This is a genomic window from Mycobacterium sp. NGS15 (assembly GCF_059813245.1).
In genome coordinates this window covers 577,471-594,465 of record NZ_JCALEF010000004.1, presented here as the reverse complement: position 1 = coordinate 594,465, position 16,995 = coordinate 577,471, and the positions used below count along the sequence as shown (strand labels likewise).

The 16,995-nt window shown below is 64.7% G+C and carries 21 protein-coding genes; 17 read left to right on the top strand and 4 right to left on the bottom strand.

Annotated features, from left to right (window positions below; translation table 11 throughout):
• Nucleotides 1–21: 21 nt before the first annotated feature.
• Genes AC5Y5C_RS14115 through mca form a run of 3 tightly spaced genes read left to right on the top strand, consistent with a single transcriptional unit; the run spans nucleotide 22 to nucleotide 3,042 of the window.
• Nucleotides 22–1,590 (top strand): flavin-containing monooxygenase, encoded by a 1,569-nt coding sequence (locus AC5Y5C_RS14115; RefSeq protein ID WP_499973257.1) that lies wholly within the window; start codon nucleotides 22–24, stop codon nucleotides 1,588–1,590.
• On the top strand, nucleotides 1,580–2,125 hold the full coding sequence (locus AC5Y5C_RS14110) for an SRPBCC family protein (RefSeq protein WP_499973018.1): 546 nt from the start codon (nucleotides 1,580–1,582) through the stop codon (nucleotides 2,123–2,125). The genes AC5Y5C_RS14115 and AC5Y5C_RS14110 overlap by 11 nt, the downstream gene beginning before the upstream one ends.
• A 47-nt stretch (nucleotides 2,126–2,172) precedes the next feature.
• Nucleotides 2,173–3,042: a mycothiol conjugate amidase Mca gene (gene mca, locus AC5Y5C_RS14105; RefSeq protein ID WP_499973255.1), complete on the top strand. Its 870-nt coding sequence runs from the start codon at nucleotides 2,173–2,175 to the stop codon at nucleotides 3,040–3,042.
• 3 nt (nucleotides 3,043–3,045) lie between these two features.
• Here mca and AC5Y5C_RS14100 read toward each other — a convergent pair whose 3' ends face one another.
• Nucleotides 3,046–3,861 (bottom strand): DUF3109 family protein, encoded by an 816-nt coding sequence (locus AC5Y5C_RS14100; protein ID WP_499973016.1) that lies wholly within the window; start codon nucleotides 3,859–3,861, stop codon nucleotides 3,046–3,048.
• A 34-nt stretch (nucleotides 3,862–3,895) separates the two neighbouring features.
• On the opposite strand from AC5Y5C_RS14100, the gene AC5Y5C_RS14095 reads away from it, so the two are divergent.
• From AC5Y5C_RS14095 to AC5Y5C_RS14070, 6 genes are read left to right on the top strand one after another with little or no spacing between them, the layout of a single operon-like run.
• Nucleotides 3,896–4,843 (top strand): Ppx/GppA family phosphatase, encoded by a 948-nt coding sequence (locus AC5Y5C_RS14095; protein ID WP_499973015.1) that lies wholly within the window; start codon nucleotides 3,896–3,898, stop codon nucleotides 4,841–4,843.
• 27 nt (nucleotides 4,844–4,870) lie between these two features.
• A complete protein-coding gene (locus AC5Y5C_RS14090) occupies nucleotides 4,871–6,109 on the top strand; it encodes an Rv0497 family membrane protein (protein WP_499973014.1) in 1,239 nt (412 codons plus the stop codon).
• Between the two features lie 16 nt (nucleotides 6,110–6,125).
• Nucleotides 6,126–6,971, top strand: coding sequence for a sugar phosphate isomerase/epimerase family protein (locus AC5Y5C_RS14085; protein ID WP_499973012.1), 846 nt, complete (start codon nucleotides 6,126–6,128; stop codon nucleotides 6,969–6,971).
• A 5-nt stretch (nucleotides 6,972–6,976) separates the two neighbouring features.
• On the top strand, nucleotides 6,977–7,840 hold the full coding sequence (locus AC5Y5C_RS14080) for a thioesterase family protein (RefSeq protein WP_499973010.1): 864 nt from the start codon (nucleotides 6,977–6,979) through the stop codon (nucleotides 7,838–7,840).
• A 30-nt stretch (nucleotides 7,841–7,870) separates the two neighbouring features.
• Nucleotides 7,871–8,326 (top strand): nitroreductase/quinone reductase family protein, encoded by a 456-nt coding sequence (locus AC5Y5C_RS14075; RefSeq protein ID WP_499973008.1) that lies wholly within the window; start codon nucleotides 7,871–7,873, stop codon nucleotides 8,324–8,326.
• Nucleotides 8,327–8,336: 10 nt separating this feature from the next.
• Nucleotides 8,337–8,780: a nitroreductase/quinone reductase family protein gene (locus tag AC5Y5C_RS14070; RefSeq protein ID WP_499973005.1), complete on the top strand. Its 444-nt coding sequence runs from the start codon at nucleotides 8,337–8,339 to the stop codon at nucleotides 8,778–8,780.
• A 30-nt stretch (nucleotides 8,781–8,810) separates the two neighbouring features.
• Here AC5Y5C_RS14070 and AC5Y5C_RS14065 read toward each other — a convergent pair whose 3' ends face one another.
• A complete protein-coding gene (locus AC5Y5C_RS14065; RefSeq protein ID WP_499973003.1) occupies nucleotides 8,811–10,052 on the bottom strand; it encodes a serine hydrolase domain-containing protein in 1,242 nt (413 codons plus the stop codon).
• 164 nt (nucleotides 10,053–10,216) lie between these two features.
• On the opposite strand from AC5Y5C_RS14065, the gene proC reads away from it, so the two are divergent.
• The 8 genes from proC to AC5Y5C_RS14025 all read left to right on the top strand — a co-directional run bounded on the left by proC (nucleotide 10,217) and on the right by AC5Y5C_RS14025 (nucleotide 16,363).
• Nucleotides 10,217–11,104, top strand: coding sequence for a pyrroline-5-carboxylate reductase (gene proC / locus AC5Y5C_RS14060; protein ID WP_499973002.1), 888 nt, complete (start codon nucleotides 10,217–10,219; stop codon nucleotides 11,102–11,104).
• A gap of 142 nt (nucleotides 11,105–11,246) precedes the next feature.
• Nucleotides 11,247–11,507 carry a helix-turn-helix domain-containing protein gene (locus tag AC5Y5C_RS14055; protein WP_078294123.1) on the top strand — a complete coding sequence of 87 codons (261 nt, stop codon included), beginning with the start codon at nucleotides 11,247–11,249 and terminating at the stop codon, nucleotides 11,505–11,507.
• Nucleotides 11,508–11,701: 194 nt separating this feature from the next.
• Nucleotides 11,702–11,803, top strand: coding sequence for a 30S ribosomal protein bS22 (locus AC5Y5C_RS14050; RefSeq protein ID WP_003402602.1), 102 nt, complete (start codon nucleotides 11,702–11,704; stop codon nucleotides 11,801–11,803).
• Between the two features lie 63 nt (nucleotides 11,804–11,866).
• A complete protein-coding gene (locus AC5Y5C_RS14045) occupies nucleotides 11,867–12,931 on the top strand; it encodes an SDR family oxidoreductase (protein ID WP_499973000.1) in 1,065 nt (354 codons plus the stop codon).
• Between the two features lie 22 nt (nucleotides 12,932–12,953).
• Nucleotides 12,954–14,027 carry a lysophospholipid acyltransferase family protein gene (locus AC5Y5C_RS14040; RefSeq protein WP_499972999.1) on the top strand — a complete coding sequence of 358 codons (1,074 nt, stop codon included), beginning with the start codon at nucleotides 12,954–12,956 and terminating at the stop codon, nucleotides 14,025–14,027.
• 150 nt (nucleotides 14,028–14,177) lie between these two features.
• Nucleotides 14,178–15,107 (top strand): NAD(P)H-dependent flavin oxidoreductase, encoded by a 930-nt coding sequence (locus AC5Y5C_RS14035; protein WP_499972997.1) that lies wholly within the window; start codon nucleotides 14,178–14,180, stop codon nucleotides 15,105–15,107.
• A 425-nt stretch (nucleotides 15,108–15,532) separates the two neighbouring features.
• Nucleotides 15,533–16,063 carry a DUF4352 domain-containing protein gene (locus AC5Y5C_RS14030; protein ID WP_499973253.1) on the top strand — a complete coding sequence of 177 codons (531 nt, stop codon included), beginning with the start codon at nucleotides 15,533–15,535 and terminating at the stop codon, nucleotides 16,061–16,063.
• Between the two features lie 75 nt (nucleotides 16,064–16,138).
• The gene (locus AC5Y5C_RS14025; RefSeq protein WP_499972994.1) at nucleotides 16,139–16,363 is read left to right on the top strand and encodes a hypothetical protein; all 225 of its coding nucleotides are present in this window, start codon (nucleotides 16,139–16,141) and stop codon (nucleotides 16,361–16,363) included.
• Here the strand turns inward: AC5Y5C_RS14025 and AC5Y5C_RS14020 are convergent.
• On the bottom strand, nucleotides 16,360–16,647 hold the full coding sequence (locus AC5Y5C_RS14020; RefSeq protein ID WP_499972991.1) for a hypothetical protein: 288 nt from the start codon (nucleotides 16,645–16,647) through the stop codon (nucleotides 16,360–16,362). The genes AC5Y5C_RS14025 and AC5Y5C_RS14020 overlap by 4 nt on opposite strands.
• Complete coding sequence (locus tag AC5Y5C_RS14015) at nucleotides 16,644–16,994, bottom strand: heme-binding protein (RefSeq protein WP_499972989.1); 351 nt, start codon at nucleotides 16,992–16,994, stop codon at nucleotides 16,644–16,646. The genes AC5Y5C_RS14020 and AC5Y5C_RS14015 overlap by 4 nt, the downstream gene beginning before the upstream one ends.
• Nucleotide 16,995: the final 1 nt, after the last annotated feature.

Sequence of the window (16,995 nt, the reverse complement as noted above, 5' to 3'; positions counted from 1 at the left end):
GAATATGCCGTGAAACGAACCATGGAACCCGCCATGGGTCTGTATGACGAACCCGATTACGAGGTCGCGATCATCGGTGCCGGGCTGGGCGGCATCTGTGCGGCCATCAAGCTGCTTGAGATCGGCATCGAGAACTTCGTCATCATCGATCGGGATGAGGACTTCGGTGGCACGTGGTTGCGCAACACCTACCCCGGGGTCGGTGCCGACATCCCGACTGTCGCCTACCAGTTCACCTTCGCGCCCAAAGGCGATTGGCAACGATTCTTTGCCACCGGTGCCGAAATACAGCAGTACGCACTGGATTTGGTTGACGGGCACGGCCTGCGTGCGTACGCGAGGTTCGGAACACGTGTCGAGCGTGAGGTGTTCGATGAAGGCAACCATCTTTGGCAGGTGCATACCGCACATGGTGAGGTCATCTCGTCGCGCTTCCTGATCAGCGCAATCGGTGCCTACATCAACCCGCGGACAGCTCCGGATATCCCGGGGCTGGAGACTTTCACCGGCCCGATCCAGGTGCCGTCTCGGTGGCAACACGATGTGGACATGCGTGGCAAGCGCGTCGGAATCATCGGCGTGGGAAGTTCTACTGTGCAGATCGCTCCGGCCATTGCCGGTGAGGTGGAACACCTCGACGTATACCAGCGGACGCCGCAGTGGTACTTCCCGAAGCCGGATTTCCGGATGCCGCGGACGCTGCAGCGGCTACTGGCGGGACGCAGATTCGCCAACGCGGTCAATGGTATTGCTTTGGCGGGCATCGAACTTGGCTTGCGTGTCCTGATTTACACGCCCAAGCCGTTGTTCCGGGCAGGTGCGGCGGTCTTCGACAGGGTGGCGCTGTGGGCGTATCTGGGCTGGCTCCGGTACAAGGTGGCTGACCCGGAGGTGCGGGAGAAGCTGCGGCCGCGATTCGGGGCAGGCTGTACGCGCGGCACGCTGGGTGCGGACTACCTGCCGACCTTTAATCGGCCGAACGTGACGCTGGTGTCGAACGGTATTGAGCGGATCACTCCGACGGGGATCGTGGACAAGGCCGGTGTCGAACGCCCTGTCGATATTCTGGTGCTGGCCACCGGGTACGAGATGTTCTCCGACCCGGAAACCTATCGGGTGGGAACCGTGCTGGGCACCAAGGGATTTGACCTGGCAGAGTTTTACCGCGACAACGGGCTGCAGGCTTACCAGAGCACCTCGGTCCCGGGCCTTCCCAACAGGTTCATGCTCGTCGGTCCGTATTCGTGGACCGGCACCAGCTTCCACTACATCCTGGAGAACTCGATGCGTCACATCGAGACCGTCATCAAACTTGCCCGCGCCAAACGGGCCACCTGGGTCGAGGTCACACAGGAGGCGCTGGACGACTTCCAGACGAGTATTGCCCGCAGCGGCGCAAACCTGAATCGCTATTTCACGGTGAACTGCTCCGGGTCGAACAGCTACTTCATCAATTCGCAGGGTGATACGCCCTACGTGCGCCCCTGGACGGTGTTGCAGTCCTATCGGCGTAGTGTCCAATTCCCTTCGGGTGCATATGATTTCAGGACAATAAACAGCCCGGCGAAGGAGATTGAACATGCGATTTGATGCAGTCCCCATCTCGGTGGACGGGGTCGAGGATTTCTTCGCTACCGCGCCGTTCGTGACTCGAGTTCGCCGTACGTTCGATGCGCCGCCCGAGGAGGTATGGCGGGTGGTGTCGGGTGACCGAATGTGGTCGTGGCTGCCCTCGGTATGGGGCTGCCGGTATCCGCAGGACATCACGCCGACCGCTGGCACCGTGCGGGACTTTCAGATGTACATCCACTCCTGGATGGTGTTCGCCCAGCACGAGCAGATCATTCATTTCGATGCCCCCCGCGTCATGCGGTATACGGCGCTGGACGCCACCCTGCCGGTATTCGGGTCGTGGTGCGAGGAGTACCGGGTCGTTCCGGAGTCTGATCCCGGTAAGGCCACCGTCGACTGGACACTGGCCTGCGCGCCGCGATATCTGACAAGCATCCCGGGATCGCAGTATCTGATCCGCCCGGTCGCCGCGATCCTGAAGCCCGTCTTCTGGTTCGGGCTGGGTGGCCTCGCGCGCGAGCTGCCGGTGCGCGGCCCGCAGCGCACCGGCTGACTCCCGCCGGGGGTTGTACGGTCGGTGCGTTGTGTTCCACTGGCAATATGCGGTTGATGGCGGTGCACGCCCACCCCGACGACGAGTCGAGCCGCGGCGCGGCGACCCTGGCCAAGTATGCGGCCGAGGGACACGAGGTTCTTGTTGTCACGGCCACCGGCGGAGAACGTGGAGACATTCTCAACCCGGCGATGAACCTGCCGGGTATCCGCGAGAATCTGTCCGATGTGCGCTGTGAAGAAATGGCGCTCGCGGCGAAAATTCTCGGCGTTGAACATCACTGGCTGGGCTTTATGGACTCCGGCCTGCAACTCGACCCGGCCCTGTTGCCCGGGGACGGGTTCGCCCGCGTGCCGCTCGCCGAATCGCTCGCCCGCCTCGTCGAAGTGATCAGGTATTTCCGGCCGCACGTGATGGTCACCTACAACGAATGCGGGGGCTACCCGCACCCCGATCACCTTCGCTGCCACCAGCTGGCCGTCGCCGCGTATGAGGCGTGCGAAGAGGTGGGCAAGCTCTACTATTTTCACGAAATCGTCAGGGTGACACCGCGAATGGTGAAGCTCGCGGGACGGGTGGAGCGGATCGTCAGCCGTATTCCACGCCGGAGAACTAGCGCAGGGCCGGCGGATCCGCGAGCCGGCGATGTCGCGGTCCCCGCCTGGGTGCGGCGGGTGAGCCCGCTGACACGTCGGCTGCGAGGGCGTCGGGTGACCACCGATGTCTCCTGCGGCGACTACTTCTCCATACGGGACAAGGCATTGCGGGCGCACGCGTCGCAAATCGATCCCGACGGCCCCTTTTTCCTGGTGCCGTGGACCTGGCGACAACAGCTATGGCCGACGGAGAAGTTCGAACTCGCGCACACCCGCGTGGCAACCACTGCGCCGGAGACTGACCTCTTCGCGGGTTTTTAACCGCTAGTGGGGTGCCGCGGCGACCGTCGCCGGATGCACCGCGACCAGTCCGAGCCCCCTGCGGCGCTTGCACATCGCGGCCAGCTCCGCGTAGGCCTTCTCACCGAGAAGCTCCGTCAGCTCGGGGCCGTACGACTGCCACACCTGCTTCTTGCCGACGTGCGCGGCCGGGTCTCCCGTGCAATACCAGTGCAGGTCGGCGCCGCCCTCGCCCCAGCCGCGACGGTCGTACTCGGTAATCGTCGTCTTGAGGATCTGCGAACCGTCCGGACGGTCCACCCAGGCCTGCGTCCGCCGGATCGGCAGCTGCCAGCACACCTCGGGCTTCATCGTGAGTGGCTCCACACCCAGCTTGATGGCCTTGGAATGCAGGGCGCAGCCGATGCCGCCGTCGAAACCGGGACGGTTCAGGAAGATGCAGGCACCCTTGTACTTGCGTGTGCGCCATTGTTTTTCCCCGTCGAGCTCATCTTTCTCCAGATAGCCCTTCCGCCCCAGGCCCTTCTCCAGGAATTGCCAGTCCGCGGCGGTGAGCTGCTTCACCGAGTCATCCAGCTTCGCGCGATCGTCGGCGTCGGACAAGAAGGCGCCGTGAGAGCAGCAACCGTCGTCGGGTCGTCCAGCAACCGTGCCCTGGCACGCGGGGGTGCCGAACACGCAGGTCCAATGTGACAGCAGCCAGGTCATGTCGGCCTTGATCAGATGCTCAGGATTCTCCGGATCGTAGAACTCCACCCACTCGCGGGCGAAGTCGAGCTCCACCTCTTTCCCGTCGAGGGAGGAGTCACGCCGATGTGGCTGTTTTGGCAGCGTCGTCACAGATGTAAACGGTAGACCCACTAACGTGTGCTGCGTGCGATTAGGCGTGCTGGATGTCGGCAGCAACACGGTGCACCTGTTGGTGGTCGATGCCCGGCGGGGTGGACACCCCACACCCATGAGTTCCACCAAAGCGGCACTGCGCCTGGCAGAGGCCATCGATGAATCCGGCAAGCTCACGCGCAAGGGTGCCGACAGCTTGGTGCACACCATTCAGGAGTTCTCCAAGATTGCCCGTAGCTCCGGCTGCGCGGAGATCATGGCGTTCGCCACCTCGGCGGTGCGGGACGCTACGAACTCCGATGAGGTGCTGACACGCGTCAAGAAGGAAACCGGCGTGGATCTCGCCGTTCTTTCCGGCGTCAACGAGTCACGGCTGACCTTCCTGGCGGTTCGCCGTTGGTACGGCTGGAGCGCGGGCCGCATCATCAACCTCGACATCGGAGGTGGCTCGCTGGAGCTGTCCTGCGGCGTCGACGAAGAACCCGACATCGCGTTGTCCCTGCCGCTGGGTGCGGGACGATTGACCCGGGAGTGGTTGGCCGAAGATCCGCCGGGACGTCGCCGCGTCGCTATGCTGCGTGACTGGCTGGAATCGGAACTGGTGGACGCTGCCAAACAGGTGGCGGCGGCAGGAGTGCCCGACCTGGCCGTAGCGTCCTCGAAAACGTTCCGGTCGCTTGCGCGACTCACCGGTGCTGCGCCTTCCGGCGCAGGACCAGGCGTTAAGAGGACACTTACAGCAAGCGGACTGCGTCAGTTGATCGCGTTCATCTCGCGAATGACGACCGCAGACCGTGCGGAGTTGGAGGGAGTCAGTGTCGACAGGGCGCCTCAGATCGTCGCCGGAGCACTCGTTGCGGAGGCCAGCATGCGTGCTCTGTCGCTAGAGGCGGTCGACATCTGTCCGTGGGCTCTGCGTGAAGGGCTAATTCTGCGCAAGCTGGATAGCGAAGCAGATGGCACCGCACTCGTTGACTGAACCCGTCCTCGGACGGTAGGAGAGGACATGACCGAGTCAGACGACACGCAGCGGCCGGTATCGGTTGCCGAGCTGCTGGCGCGCAATGGTGCCGCCGAAGGCAAGATCAGTGGTCACCGCCGCAGGATGCGCGGCAACGCCGACGCGATTCCGGTGGCCGAGTTGACCGGCGAGATCCCCGTCATCCGTGACAAGAAGGGCGGACGAGCGCGCCCCAACCCGGCGCCCTCGCCCACTCCGGAAACGTCGACGACGCCCGAGACACCCAAGACACCCGAAACGGGAGCGCGTTCCTACCTGCGTTCCAATGAGGATGCGTTGTTCGGCGGCGACAGCATGGCCGACGAGGCCGCACGTCGCGGTACCAGCACGTCGTCGACGCCAGCTCAGCCTTCCTCGATGGCGTCGCCGCTTCGCAGCATCTTCCCGCCGACCCCCACGCCCGTCGCCCGGCCGGGAGAACCGCGCAAGTCGATCGACTTCAACGACGCCACCGGTGTCATTTCCCCGGTCACCAAGGAACCGACCACGTCCGAGTCGGAGCCCGAGACCGGGCCGAAGCCTGCGGCGGCCGCGCCCGCGCCATCCGCGACGCCGCCTGCTCCCGCGGTTCCGGTCCCGCCGGTGTTTCGCCCTGAGCCCGTCGAAGCGGATCCCGAGCCCGAACCAGAGCCGGAGCCGGAGGCCGTCGCACAGCCGGAACCCGAGTCGGAACCGGAAACTCACGAAGACGAACACCTCGAGGCCCCGGGCCACGCGGATCACGACGAGCACGATCACGTCCCTGCCGTCGAGTGGACCTCACACGATGCCGAGCAGGACGTCGAGGATGACGAGTTCGAAGGCGAAGAAGACGACTACCAGCTGGAGCACGAGCTTCAAGAGCTCATCGGCGCGCACCGTAGCTCGGCCGAACCTGAGGCCAGCCAGTTTGCCGATGTCGAAGCCGACGCCGATAGGCCCGATGCCGAGGCAAAGGCCGGCCGCCGGGAGAAGATCAAGACCTACCTGCAGGGCAGCTGGATCGCCGCGCAGTACCTCTTGGCCGCGGCCGCAGGCGCGGGCCTCTTCTTCGTATTCCGGGAATTGTGGAGCTGGAACCAGGGCTTCGCGTTGCTTCTGGGTGTGTTGTTCATCGCAATTCTGGTCGCCTCGCTGTGGGTGATTCGCAAGACAGTGGACCTGGCCAGCATTCTGATCGCGATCGTGGTGGGAGCGCTGATCGCGTTCGGCCCGCTTGTCCTCATGCTGCAGTCAGTTGATTAGGTAGCGTTACCCAACCGTGCGCCCTGCGATCAAGGTTGGTCTGTCGACGGCCTCGGTATATCCACTTAAAACCGAAGCGGCCTTCGAATATGCGGCTCGGCTCGGGTACGACGGTGTCGAGCTCATGGTGTGGGCCGAGGCGGTGAGTCAGGACGTCAGCGCCGTCGCGAAACTCTCCCGCAAGTACGACATGCCGGTGCTGTCCGTGCACGCGCCATGCCTACTGGTGTCACAGCGCGTCTGGGGCGCCAATCCGATTCCGAAGCTGGAACGCAGCGTCCGGGCCGCCGAAAAATTGGGCGCGCAGACTGTCGTCGTACACCCGCCATTTCGGTGGCAGCGCCGATACGCCGAGGGCTTTGCCGAACAGGTTGCCTCGCTGGAGGATTCGAGTGACGTCCACGTAGCGGTGGAGAACATGTTCCCGCTGCGGGCCGACCGTCTGTTCGGCGCCGGGCAGACATCGGTGGAACGTATGAAGCGCCGCGGCGGCAGGCCCGGAATCGGAGTCTCCGCCTTCGCGCCGTCGTTCGATCCCACTGACGCCAACCATGCGCACTACACCCTTGACCTGTCGCATACCGCCACCGCCGGAACCGATGCGGTGGAGATGATGCGCCGGATGGGATCGGGGTTGACACACTTGCATCTCACCGATGGCACGGGTGCTTCTGTCGACGAACATCTGGTGCCGGGCAAGGGAACTCAGCCCGTTGCGCAGGTATGCCGGGAGCTGGCGGCCGGCGACTTCACCGGGCAGGTGGTGCTGGAGGTCCACACCTCGACGGCGCGCACCGAGGACCAGCGCGAGACGATTCTGAGGGAGTCGCTGGAGTTCGCCAGAACCCATCTGGTGCGATAGGTGGCGTGGCTAATGCTCCTTTCGCGCAAGCAATGTCTCTCACGCCCGTGGGCGACGGACTGTTTGACGCGCACCTCGACGACACCTGGACCATCGGACCCAAGCTGCATGGCGGTGTCATGCTCGCGCTACTGGCTGGGGCAGCGCGCGAGATGCTGGCTGAAGGTCTTCGCGCAGGCCGGGGGGACCTCCCGCTTTCGGGGGACTCATCCGTGGGCGAGAGTGAGCCCATCGCCGTCAGCGCGAGCTACTTGTTCGCCCCTTCGCCCGGGGACATGCAGGTGCGTACGTCCGTCCGCAAGCGGGGCAAGCAGATTTCACTCGTCGACGCGGAGCTCATCCAGGGCGATCGCACCGCAGTGCACGCCGTAGTCACGCTGGGCACACCCGAGCTGCATGTGGGCCCGCTACTGACGGCCCTGCCGCCCGCCCTGACCCAGCTGCCTGCTGAGCCGCCGCCCGGGGTGGCCCCGATCGCCGAGGGCCACCCGATGGGGGAGATCTTCCACCTGTTCGGCGGAATCGACGTTCGTCCCTCGCTGCGGTCGATGAGCGACCTGAGCGAGCGCGGCAAGCCTGAGATCGTGCTGTGGGCACGGCCGCGCGATATGGCGCCAGACGGGCTGTTCGCGTTGGTCTGCGGCGACATCTCGGTGCCGGTGACATTCCCGCTGGGGCGCTTCGGCTGGGCGCCCACCGTGCAGCTGACCACGTATCTCCGGACGCTGCCTGCGGACGGCTGGCTGCGAGTGTTGTGCAGCACCAACCAGATCGGCCAGCACTGGTTTGACTCGGAGCACACGGTCATCGACTCCGAGGGCGCCCTGGTGGTGCAGTCTCGCCAGCTCGCCATGGTGCCGGTAAACTGATCGGGCTACTCGACTGGAGGGTGTCCGACCATGGGTGACAAGCAGAAGACGCCTGACTGGGCCGCCGAGGGAGGCGCGTGGGTGCTCGAGAACGGGCACCGCGCCTTGTTGAAGCTGACCGGCGGCCGCTGGCCGCACAAGCTCGGGTTCATGCCGACGCTGGAGCTGCACACCATCGGGCGCAAGTCCGGTGAACGCCGGTCCTCCCTACTGAGCTCGCCCATCTTCACACCAGAGCGGATTGTCGTGATCGCTTCGCTCGGAGGGGCTTCGCATCACCCGGCCTGGTACCTGAATCTCGTCGCCAACCCGAATGTCGAGATCACCGTGCGCGGAAAGACCAAGCCGTACACCGCGCGCACCGCCTCGGAAGAGGAGAAGGCAGAGCTCTGGCCTGATATCACCCGGGGATTCGGCAACCCGTACGCGGGGTATCAGCGCAGCACCACCCGGGACATTCCCGTCGTCATCTGCGAACCGGTTTAAGGAGATTTCTGTGAGCAAGCAACCCGATTGGGCGATCCGGGCCGGCGCCTGGTTTCTGGAGAACGGACACCGGGCGCTGCTCGCGCTCACCGGCGGCCGGTACCCCAAGAAGGTGCTGGGTATGCAGGCGGTGGAGCTGTACACCATCGGTAGCAAGACCGGGCAGCGCCGCGGCACACTACTGACCGCACCGATCTACGAACCCGGCAAGGTGGTGCTGGTGGCCTCCTATGGTGGGGGCACGGACAACCCGGCCTGGTACAAGAACCTCGTCAAGAATCCAGCTGTCGAGATCGCCGTGGACGGTGTCGCACGCCCCTTCACGGCGCATACCGCCTCCGCCGAGGAGAAGGCCGCGCTGTGGCCAGCGATCGTCAAGGCCAACCCGGGTTACGCGGGCTACCAGAAGAACACCGACCGGGACATCCCGGTCATCGTCTGCGTCCCTGCCTAACCGCTCCGGCCGAGGGCGGCCGGCCACGGGCTAGCGCGCACTCCGCACGGTGGCCGCCCACAGCCGGGGGAAGGCCACGTTGTGCAGCGGGTTAGGCAGGATCAGATGGTTGTGAGCTAGCCCCATGGCAATGTGGCGCTTCGGGTCTGCCCAGCCCGTGGAACCGCCCGCGCCCATATGCCCGAAACCGCCCACCAAAACCGGTGCGGGGATGCAGTGGTAGCCGAGCTCCCAGATATCGCGGGTGACGGGAAGGGGCCTGCTCCCGCGGCCGTGGGCGAGTTCGGCGGTCTTCTCCGCCGAGAGCAGCTGTCGGCCGTCCACGCTTCCCTGATTGCTCAGTGCGCCGTAGAGCTTGGCCAGTGCCGGGGCGGTGCAGATGGCGTTGCCTGCGCCCATCTGGGTGTCGTAGAGCGGTGCGCTGGCGTGCCCGTCGTCGGCGACGATGCGCTCGGCCCCGGGCACGTGGATCGCTCCGGTGGCCCCCCGTGCACCAGGAATGAAGTCGACGATGCGCGACCCGATGGACAGGCCGCGTGAAAGAAACGGCATCCTCACGGCCTTGTCGAGTTGCTTGTAGATACCTGCGGGGACCGTCGGTGAATCGGCGGGCGGGCGGCCCAGGTGAATGCCGTCGACCCCGAGGACCTCCGCAATCTCGGTGCGATACAGCGCGCGCATGTCCTTGCCGGTGATCGCTCGCGCGAGCCCGGCCAGTAGCCAGCCGTAACTCATCGCGTGATAGGCGGCCTTCCCGTAGTAGCGCCCGACGGGTATGGCGGCGAGGCGCTGCTCCATGAGTTCGTGGTCGAGAAGCTCTTCGGGCGTGGCGGCGATCGCTCCCAGCGCCGCCAGACCCGACTTGTGCGCCAGGACATCCCGGACCGTGACGGCTTCCTTGCCATTGGCGGCAAACTGCGGCCAGTAGCGGGCGACCGGAGCGTCATAACTCAGCAGTCCCCGGTCGGCCAGGCGATGGATCACCGTGGCGGTCACGCCCTTGGACGCCGAATAGACGATCGGGGCGGTGTCGTGTGTCCACGACAGGCCAGGCCGCGCCTCACCGGCCCAAATATCGAGTACCGGCTCGCCGTCGACATAGGCACAGAGCGCGCCGCCACCGGGATGGCCGACATACATCGACGCGAACTTCCGGATCACCCGTTCGAAGTCGGGTCGTGCCCACCCGTACACCCCGTCGGGCAGGCCGAAGCCGAAGGATTCAGGTGTGGAAACGGGGCCCGTCTCTACGTGACGCTGCGGTTGTGACATATGTAACTTGTAGTCCGGATAACCCGCTGTGCGCTACCACCTGGTGCGAGGTCTGCGAATAGTCACAAACCCGGGCGAGTGTGCATATCTGCGTGCACAGGTGCGTCGCACGCCCCCGGAAAGCCGTTTCCGGGGGCGCTAGCTGGTCTGCCATGCTGTTCGTCATGTCCAGAATCGCAATTATCGGTGGCGGCAATATCGGCGAAGCACTGATCTCCGGGCTGCTGCGGGCCGGGCGGCAGGCCAGGGACATCGTTGTTTCCGAGAAGGTCCCCGCTCGGGCGAAGGCCCTGGCCGAGGCGTACTCCATCCGGATCAGCGAGGTGGCCGACGCCGTCGAGGGCGCCGACTTCATCGTGGTGGCGGTCAAGCCCTCCGATGTCGAGAGCGCGACCAGCGAGATCGCCGCCGCGCTGGCGAAACTGGATGCAGAGGGTAGTGAGCGGGAAACCGAGCAGGTGCTGGTGTCGGTGGCCGCGGGAGTGTCCGCGGGCTTCTTCGAGTCGAAACTGGCCGCGGGGGCGCCGGTGGTACGTGTGATGCCGAACGCTCCGATGCTCGTCGGCGCCGGCGTCAGCGCCATCGCCAAGGGCCGGTTTGCGACCGACGAGCAGCTGAGCGCCGTCGCCGAGCTGCTGGAGTCGGTGGGCAGCGTCATCAAGGTGGCCGAATCGCAGATGGATACCGTCACCGCGCTGTCCGGATCGGGCCCGGCCTACTTCTTCCTGCTTGTCGAGGCGCTTGTCGACGCGGGGGTCGCTTCGGGTCTCACGAGGCCCGTCGCAACCGATCTGGTCATCCAAACCATGGCCGGATCCGCTGCAATGCTCCTCGAGCGGGCGGAAACCGACGAAAATCGTGCCCCGGGATTGCAGACCCGCACCGAGGTCGATACGACTGCTGCCGAGCTTCGCGCGACGATTACCTCGCCGGGTGGTACTACCGCCGCTGCGCTGCGTGAATTGGAACGCGGAGGTTTGCGGGCAAGCGTCTACGCGGCCGTCGAAGCCGCAAAAACCCGTTCCGAGCAGCTCGGAATCACATCAGAGTAATTTAACCAAATCTTGATCAATTAGCCCACACGGGTATCAGTAACCCCACTGGTCCCGCTATTCTCCTTCTAGCACGTGCGTGTCCGTACCGCCGATGGGGAAGATCGGCGGCACGACATGTGCCGAGGGAAATGGGTATGCGATGACGTCAATGAACGGGCCATCCGCGCGCGACGGGGCCGGCGCAAAGCCGGGCCGGGATGCGGCGGCTACTGGCCAATCTGGAAAGGCTCAGTTCCTTACAGTCGCCGAGGTCGCCGCGTTGATGCGCGTCAGCAAGATGACTGTTTACCGACTGGTGCACAACGGAGAGCTGCCCGCGGTGCGGGTCGGCCGGTCGTTCCGTGTGCACGCCAAGGCCGTCAACGATCTGCTGCAGGCTTCGTACTTCGACGCTGGATAGTCGATAGGCGAGTAGGAACCGACCGGACCGCACTTCGCGATTCGGCCGGTTTCCTGACGGGGGTCCGGAACGGGTAGAGTCGTGCGGCACCCTGGTTTTAAGCCTTGAGGGGTTAGGGCGCTTGTGTACGGCTGGCATAAGCCGCTGTGCACCGCCCACGGTAAAGACGATTTCAATGTAGTTAGCAGGAGTTCATGGGTTCAGTCATCAAGAAGCGGCGTAAGCGTATGTCCAAGAAGAAGCACCGCAAGCTGCTTCGCCGCACCCGGGTTCAGCGCAGAAAACTCGGTAAGTAAACCTTGCGTTAGTGGGCATCCGCTCAGGATGCCCACTGATGCTGTGATGGATAGGCTTCGTCCGTGAGCGCCGGTGAGACCAATCTGCACTACCCGCGGGTGGTGCTGGTCACCGGAGCCAGCCGATTCCTCGGGGGTTACCTGGCCGCGCGCCTGGTGCAGAACCCGATGATCAACCGCGTCATCGCGGTGGACGCCGTCGCTCCGAGTAAAGACCTGCTGCGCAGGATGGGTCGGGCCGAGTTCGTGCGGGCCGACATTCGCAATCCGTTCATCGCGAAGGTCATCCGCAACGGTGAGGTCGATACGGTGGTGCACACCGCCTCGGCCTCGTACTCGCCGCGCTCGGGTGGGCGCGCCGCGCTCAAGGAACTGAACGTGATGGGCGCGATGCAGCTGTTCGCGGCCTGCCAGAAGGCGCCCACCGTGCAGCGCGTCGTCGTCAAATCCACCGCACAGGTGTATGGGTCAAGCGGCCGCGATCCGGTGATGTTCACCGAAGAGATGGGTGCGCGTCGTCCGCCGTCCGACGGGTTCGCGCGGGACAGCATCGATATCGAGAGCTATGCCCGCGGGCTGGGCCGTCGTCGGCCCGATGTCGCGGTGACGATTCTGCGGTTGGCCAACCTGATTGGCCCCGGCATGGATACCGCCCTGGCTCGCTATCTGGCCGGACCCGTGGTTCCGACCATGCTCGGACGTGACGCCCGCCTGCAGCTGTTGCATGAGCAGGATGCGCTGGGCGCCCTCGAGCGCGCCACCATGGCAGGTAAGGCGGGCACGTTCAATATTGCCGCCGACGGCATGATGATGATGTCGCAGGCGGTCCGGCGTTCCGGCCAGCTCGGCATCCCCGTGCCGTCGTTTGCGGTAGCGGCGATCGCGTCGTTCACCAAGGGCACCAGATACACCGAACTGAGTTCCGAACAGCGTGACTGGTTGGCATATGGGCGTGCGATCGACAACACCCGCATGAAGACGGAGCTCGGGTACCAGCCCAAGTGGACGACCATTGGGGCCTTTGGAGATTATGTTCGGGGCCGCGGGATCACTCCAGTTATCGAGCCAGAGTGGGTACGCTCACTGGGAGATCGCGCGGTGGCTCTCGCGCAGAAGATCAGTTCGTAGAAATAGGGTGGAGGTGAAAAGCATGGCCGGGGAGACAAAGGCCAAAGTCATTCAACTGCAGGCTAATTCGGAGCGCCATGCTGCACGCGCTCGCCGGGCCGAGGCGCGTGCCGACGCCGGAAGACGGCACCCGTCATCGTTGGCCGGCAGTGCGCCGGCCGGAGATTCCGCGGATACCGCCGCGGTGATCCATGATCTCAACGAAATTCGTGCGGCACAGGGCAACGCACACGTGGGCGACGAGGAGTCGCTGACCGCGCTCGCGGCCAACATTGCCGCCGTCGCTGAGTTCATTCGCCGCCGCGTGGGCGGCGACTACAGCGTTGACGATTTCGGGTTCGACGAGCATCTCAACGAATCGCTTTTACTTCCTTTGCTGAGGCCATTGTTCAACCGATGGTTCAGGGTGGACGTGACCGGCGTCGAGAACATTCCGGCGACCGGTGGAGCCCTGGTTGTGGCTAACCATGCAGGTGTGCTGCCGCTCGACGGTTTGATGCTGTCGGTGGCCGTGCACGACCGCTGCCCGGGCAACCGGACCCTGCGCAATCTGGCCGCCGACATGGTGTTCGACGCGCCGTTCCTGGGACAGTTGGCGCGAAAAGCCGGTCATACGCTGGCCTGTACTGCCGATGCGCACCGGCTACTGTCTGCGGGCGAGCTGACTGCCGTGTTCCCCGAGGGCTACAAGGGCCTGGGCAAGCCGTTCAAGGATCGCTACAAGCTGCAGCGGTTCGGTCGCGGGGGATTTGTCGCGGCCGCCATTCGGACCGGAGCGCCAATCATCCCGTGCTCGATCGTCGGGTCCGAGGAGATCTATCCGATGATCGCCGACCTGAAGGTGATCGCTCGACTGTTCGGGCTGCCGTACTTCCCGGTGACCCCGCTGTTCCCGGCGGCCGGACCTGTAGGCCTAGTGCCGCTGCCGTCCAAGTGGCATATCGAATTCGGCACGCCCATCTCGACGGGCGGGTACGACGATGCGGCCGCCGACGACCCGATGGTCACTTTCGAGGTCACCGACCAGGTACGCGAGACGATTCAGCAGACGCTGTACCGGCTGCTTGCCGGCCGGCGCAACATGTTCTTCGGCTGAGCGATTTTTCTTCTCCACCGACACGCCGTTTCTGCGTGCACCATCCGGACGATGCGTCGAAAGCCGTAGTCTCACTGACTCGATAGCGTGATCAGTCGCGCTCGCGGATCTGCTGCCATCGAGACCGGGTGATCGGCGTAGGTTCGACGAGTGGTTACGAACCGGGTTACCGAGATGCTGGGTGTGGAGCGGCCGATCGTGCAGGCGCCGATGGGGTGGATCGCACGATCCCAGCTGGCCAGCGCGGTCTGCAATGCCGGTGGCCTCGGCATCATCGAAACCAGCTCCGGCGAGCTCGATGCCATCAAGGGCGAGATTCGCGTCATGCGTGAGCTCACCGATAAACCCTTCGGGGTGAACATCGCGCAGGCCTTCGTGCGAGATCCGTCCATCGCGCAGTTCGTGGTGGATCAGGGCGTCACCTTTGTAACTACCAGCGCGGGTGACCCGAACAAATACACCCGCATCCTGAAGGCTAACGGGCTCACCGTCTTTCATGTCGTCCCCACGCTGGCGACGGCACTCAAGGCCGTCGACGCGGGAGTCGATGGGTTGGTGGTGGAAGGCGTCGAGGGTGGTGGCTTCAAGGACTCCAAGGGCGCATCCACCATGGTGCTGCTACCGCTGGTGCGCTCACACGTGGACGTCCCCATCATCGCTGCCGGAGGTATCTGCGACGGCGCGTCGATGGCTGCCGCGTTCGCGCTCGGAGCCGAGGGCGTGCAGATGGGCACCCGGATGATGTCGGCTGCCGAATCGCCCATCCACGGAAACTGGAAGGCAGCCGTCGTCGCCGCTCGCGAGACCGACACCGTGCTGCTCAACCGGCTGACCAAGCCGGGCCTGCGTGCGTTGCGCAGCGAGCGCACCGAGGAGATGGAACGGCAAGACCTGGTGTCACTGCTGGAAACGGGGAATCCGTTGGATCTCTACTTCGGAGGCAACATGGACACCTTCGTACCGCTCGGCGGTCAGGTCGCCGGGCGGATCGGTGCCGTTGAATCCGTGAAGGACATCCTCGACACCACCATGGACGAGTTCACTGCCGTGATCGGCAAGCTCGCCGCCCAGTACGGCTAACCACGATTTCGGCACAGAGCGGGCGCTGAGCGCCGATCTTTTCGTGGCCGTCGGTTGCCCGGATACCGTGGGATAGCCGGCGGCAAACCGCATGCCCACCGGAGTGTCTCCGCGGGTCGCATGCTGCCATCGTCGCTGGTCTCGGCGGTGCGGGTCAGCTAAAACACCAGGTCAGCAAAGATGCTTAGGGCTGGCGTCAAGGGCTATCGGTGGTTTCTCGCAAACAGCTGGTGGTCTTCTGTAACGAATGTGCCGCCGTGCCGATAGGCCCTATTGATGTTAGCCTCTTATCTATTGAGGGGGGCGCTCAGCTGTTACACCGCTACCCTGAATTGAGGACAAGTATTGTGACTCAACCTTCGCTGGAAGGTACGAATGGTGTCGTCGCCATTCACCATGGCAGCGGCAATTTTCCTGTGGCGCCAATGATCTTCGGAGGCGTTATCGCGACCTTCATCGTGGTTGCCACGCTAGTGGGGATCGAAGACGGTAGGAACTTCAATGCCTCTCGATCGGCGTCAATTCACGAAGTTGCTTCGGCGGTACCTGACGGGGGCGGCCCTGGACGCGGGGGGCGAGCTGGTCAGTTAGCTCTGGCCGTGACTGACGTGACGGCGTCCCCGGCGGCGGGCGATCCCGAGCTGCCCCAGGCGGTACAGGGCGGCCACGTTCTGGTCGGTGTGCGGGTGATCAATGACGGTGACGCACCTCAGAGGTTCGAGCCCGCGATTCAGCAACTTGTTGCGGGCGATCGAACCTTCGGCGCAGACCAGACGGCCTCGCAACCCGTACTCGGCGCGGATCTCGGTCCTGGCGAGAGCATCGTTGCGTCCATAGCGTTCGACGTCCCAGCCGGGGCGGAGCCTTCGGCGATCATCCTGCGCGACTCAGTGACGGCCCCCGGCACTGAGGTGAGTCTGGCTGAAGTGGGCGGCAATAGTGGCGTTGCGCAGTGATCAACCCAGTTTCTGGTCGGGAAAGGCGACTTACGGGTACTGGTCAGCACCCGGGTCAAGAGTGAGAGGCGCTGTGTGACCACGGATCTGAACCCGGAAGCGATCTGGAGGGCACTGCCCGACGAGCTCAAATCAGCACTGCGCCGGCGGGCCGCAGAGCCCCTGAATGACGAGCTGCTGATCAAGTGTCATCGGGCAGTCGAAGAGAAGGACCTGCCGATTTTCTGGCGGCCCGACCCAGCCGCCGATTTCGGCCGGCATCGACTGCACCCGGCCCTCGTGGAATACATCACCCGCTAGGGATTGCACCCTCCGGCGCTCACCCAGCGGCCGTTGTAGTGCACGCACGCACTGACATTCGACCCCGGAGGTGGGGGAGGGGGGTCTTCGGGCATCGGTGCGTAATACGCAGGTGGAGGCACGTAAGGTGCCACCGCGTCCGCGATATTGGCGCACCCGCCCACCGAAACCCGTCGCCCGGCACTCGCACACACGTCCGCGTTGGCGACACCTGACGGCGGCGCCATCGTCAACAGGCTCACCAGTGCAGCGGTCGCAGCAGTCGCGGCCACCACGCGCCTCATGGCTGAACCTGCGGTGCGGCGGGCAGCTGGCAACGGTCTCGCAGCTCGACGAGCGGTTGCCGGATACCTCGCAGGTCTGCTGCCGTGTCCGGATTGGCATCCATATAACTCTTCACCGCGCTCTGCGCCTCGGGGTGTGGACGCCCCTGCAGGCCGGTGAAGAACTCGTTGACCTCCGGATGGGTGAACAGGTAGGTCGAGGTGGACGCGGCGACGCCCGCCGAGACGCCCGCCAGATCTGCCGCTGTACAGTCGGCCGGTCGTTCCGGCTCGGCGTTCGCGACCGCGGCCGTGAGGAGCGCCGCCGCGGCCAGAGCGGTAAACAGGCTTGTGGCAATTGGTTTCATG

Coding starts and splice junctions, on each gene's coding strand:
- mca (WP_499973255.1), top strand. CDS start 2,173: ATGCGGTTGATGGCGGTGCACGCCCACCCCGACGACGAGTCGAGCCGC.
- proC (WP_499973002.1), top strand. CDS start 10,217: ATGTCCAGAATCGCAATTATCGGTGGCGGCAATATCGGCGAAGCACTG.
- AC5Y5C_RS14090 (WP_499973014.1), top strand. CDS start 4,871: ATGACCGAGTCAGACGACACGCAGCGGCCGGTATCGGTTGCCGAGCTG.
- AC5Y5C_RS14065 (WP_499973003.1), bottom strand. CDS start 10,052: ATGTCACAACCGCAGCGTCACGTAGAGACGGGCCCCGTTTCCACACCT.
- AC5Y5C_RS14040 (WP_499972999.1), top strand. CDS start 12,954: ATGGCCGGGGAGACAAAGGCCAAAGTCATTCAACTGCAGGCTAATTCG.
- AC5Y5C_RS14110 (WP_499973018.1), top strand. CDS start 1,580: ATGCGATTTGATGCAGTCCCCATCTCGGTGGACGGGGTCGAGGATTTC.
- AC5Y5C_RS14030 (WP_499973253.1), top strand. CDS start 15,533: ATGATCTTCGGAGGCGTTATCGCGACCTTCATCGTGGTTGCCACGCTA.
- AC5Y5C_RS14075 (WP_499973008.1), top strand. CDS start 7,871: ATGGGTGACAAGCAGAAGACGCCTGACTGGGCCGCCGAGGGAGGCGCG.
- AC5Y5C_RS14050 (WP_003402602.1), top strand. CDS start 11,702: ATGGGTTCAGTCATCAAGAAGCGGCGTAAGCGTATGTCCAAGAAGAAG.
- AC5Y5C_RS14020 (WP_499972991.1), bottom strand. CDS start 16,647: ATGAGGCGCGTGGTGGCCGCGACTGCTGCGACCGCTGCACTGGTGAGC.
- AC5Y5C_RS14115 (WP_499973257.1), top strand. CDS start 22: ATGGAACCCGCCATGGGTCTGTATGACGAACCCGATTACGAGGTCGCG.
- AC5Y5C_RS14015 (WP_499972989.1), bottom strand. CDS start 16,994: ATGAAACCAATTGCCACAAGCCTGTTTACCGCTCTGGCCGCGGCGGCG.
- AC5Y5C_RS14055 (WP_078294123.1), top strand. CDS start 11,247: ATGACGTCAATGAACGGGCCATCCGCGCGCGACGGGGCCGGCGCAAAG.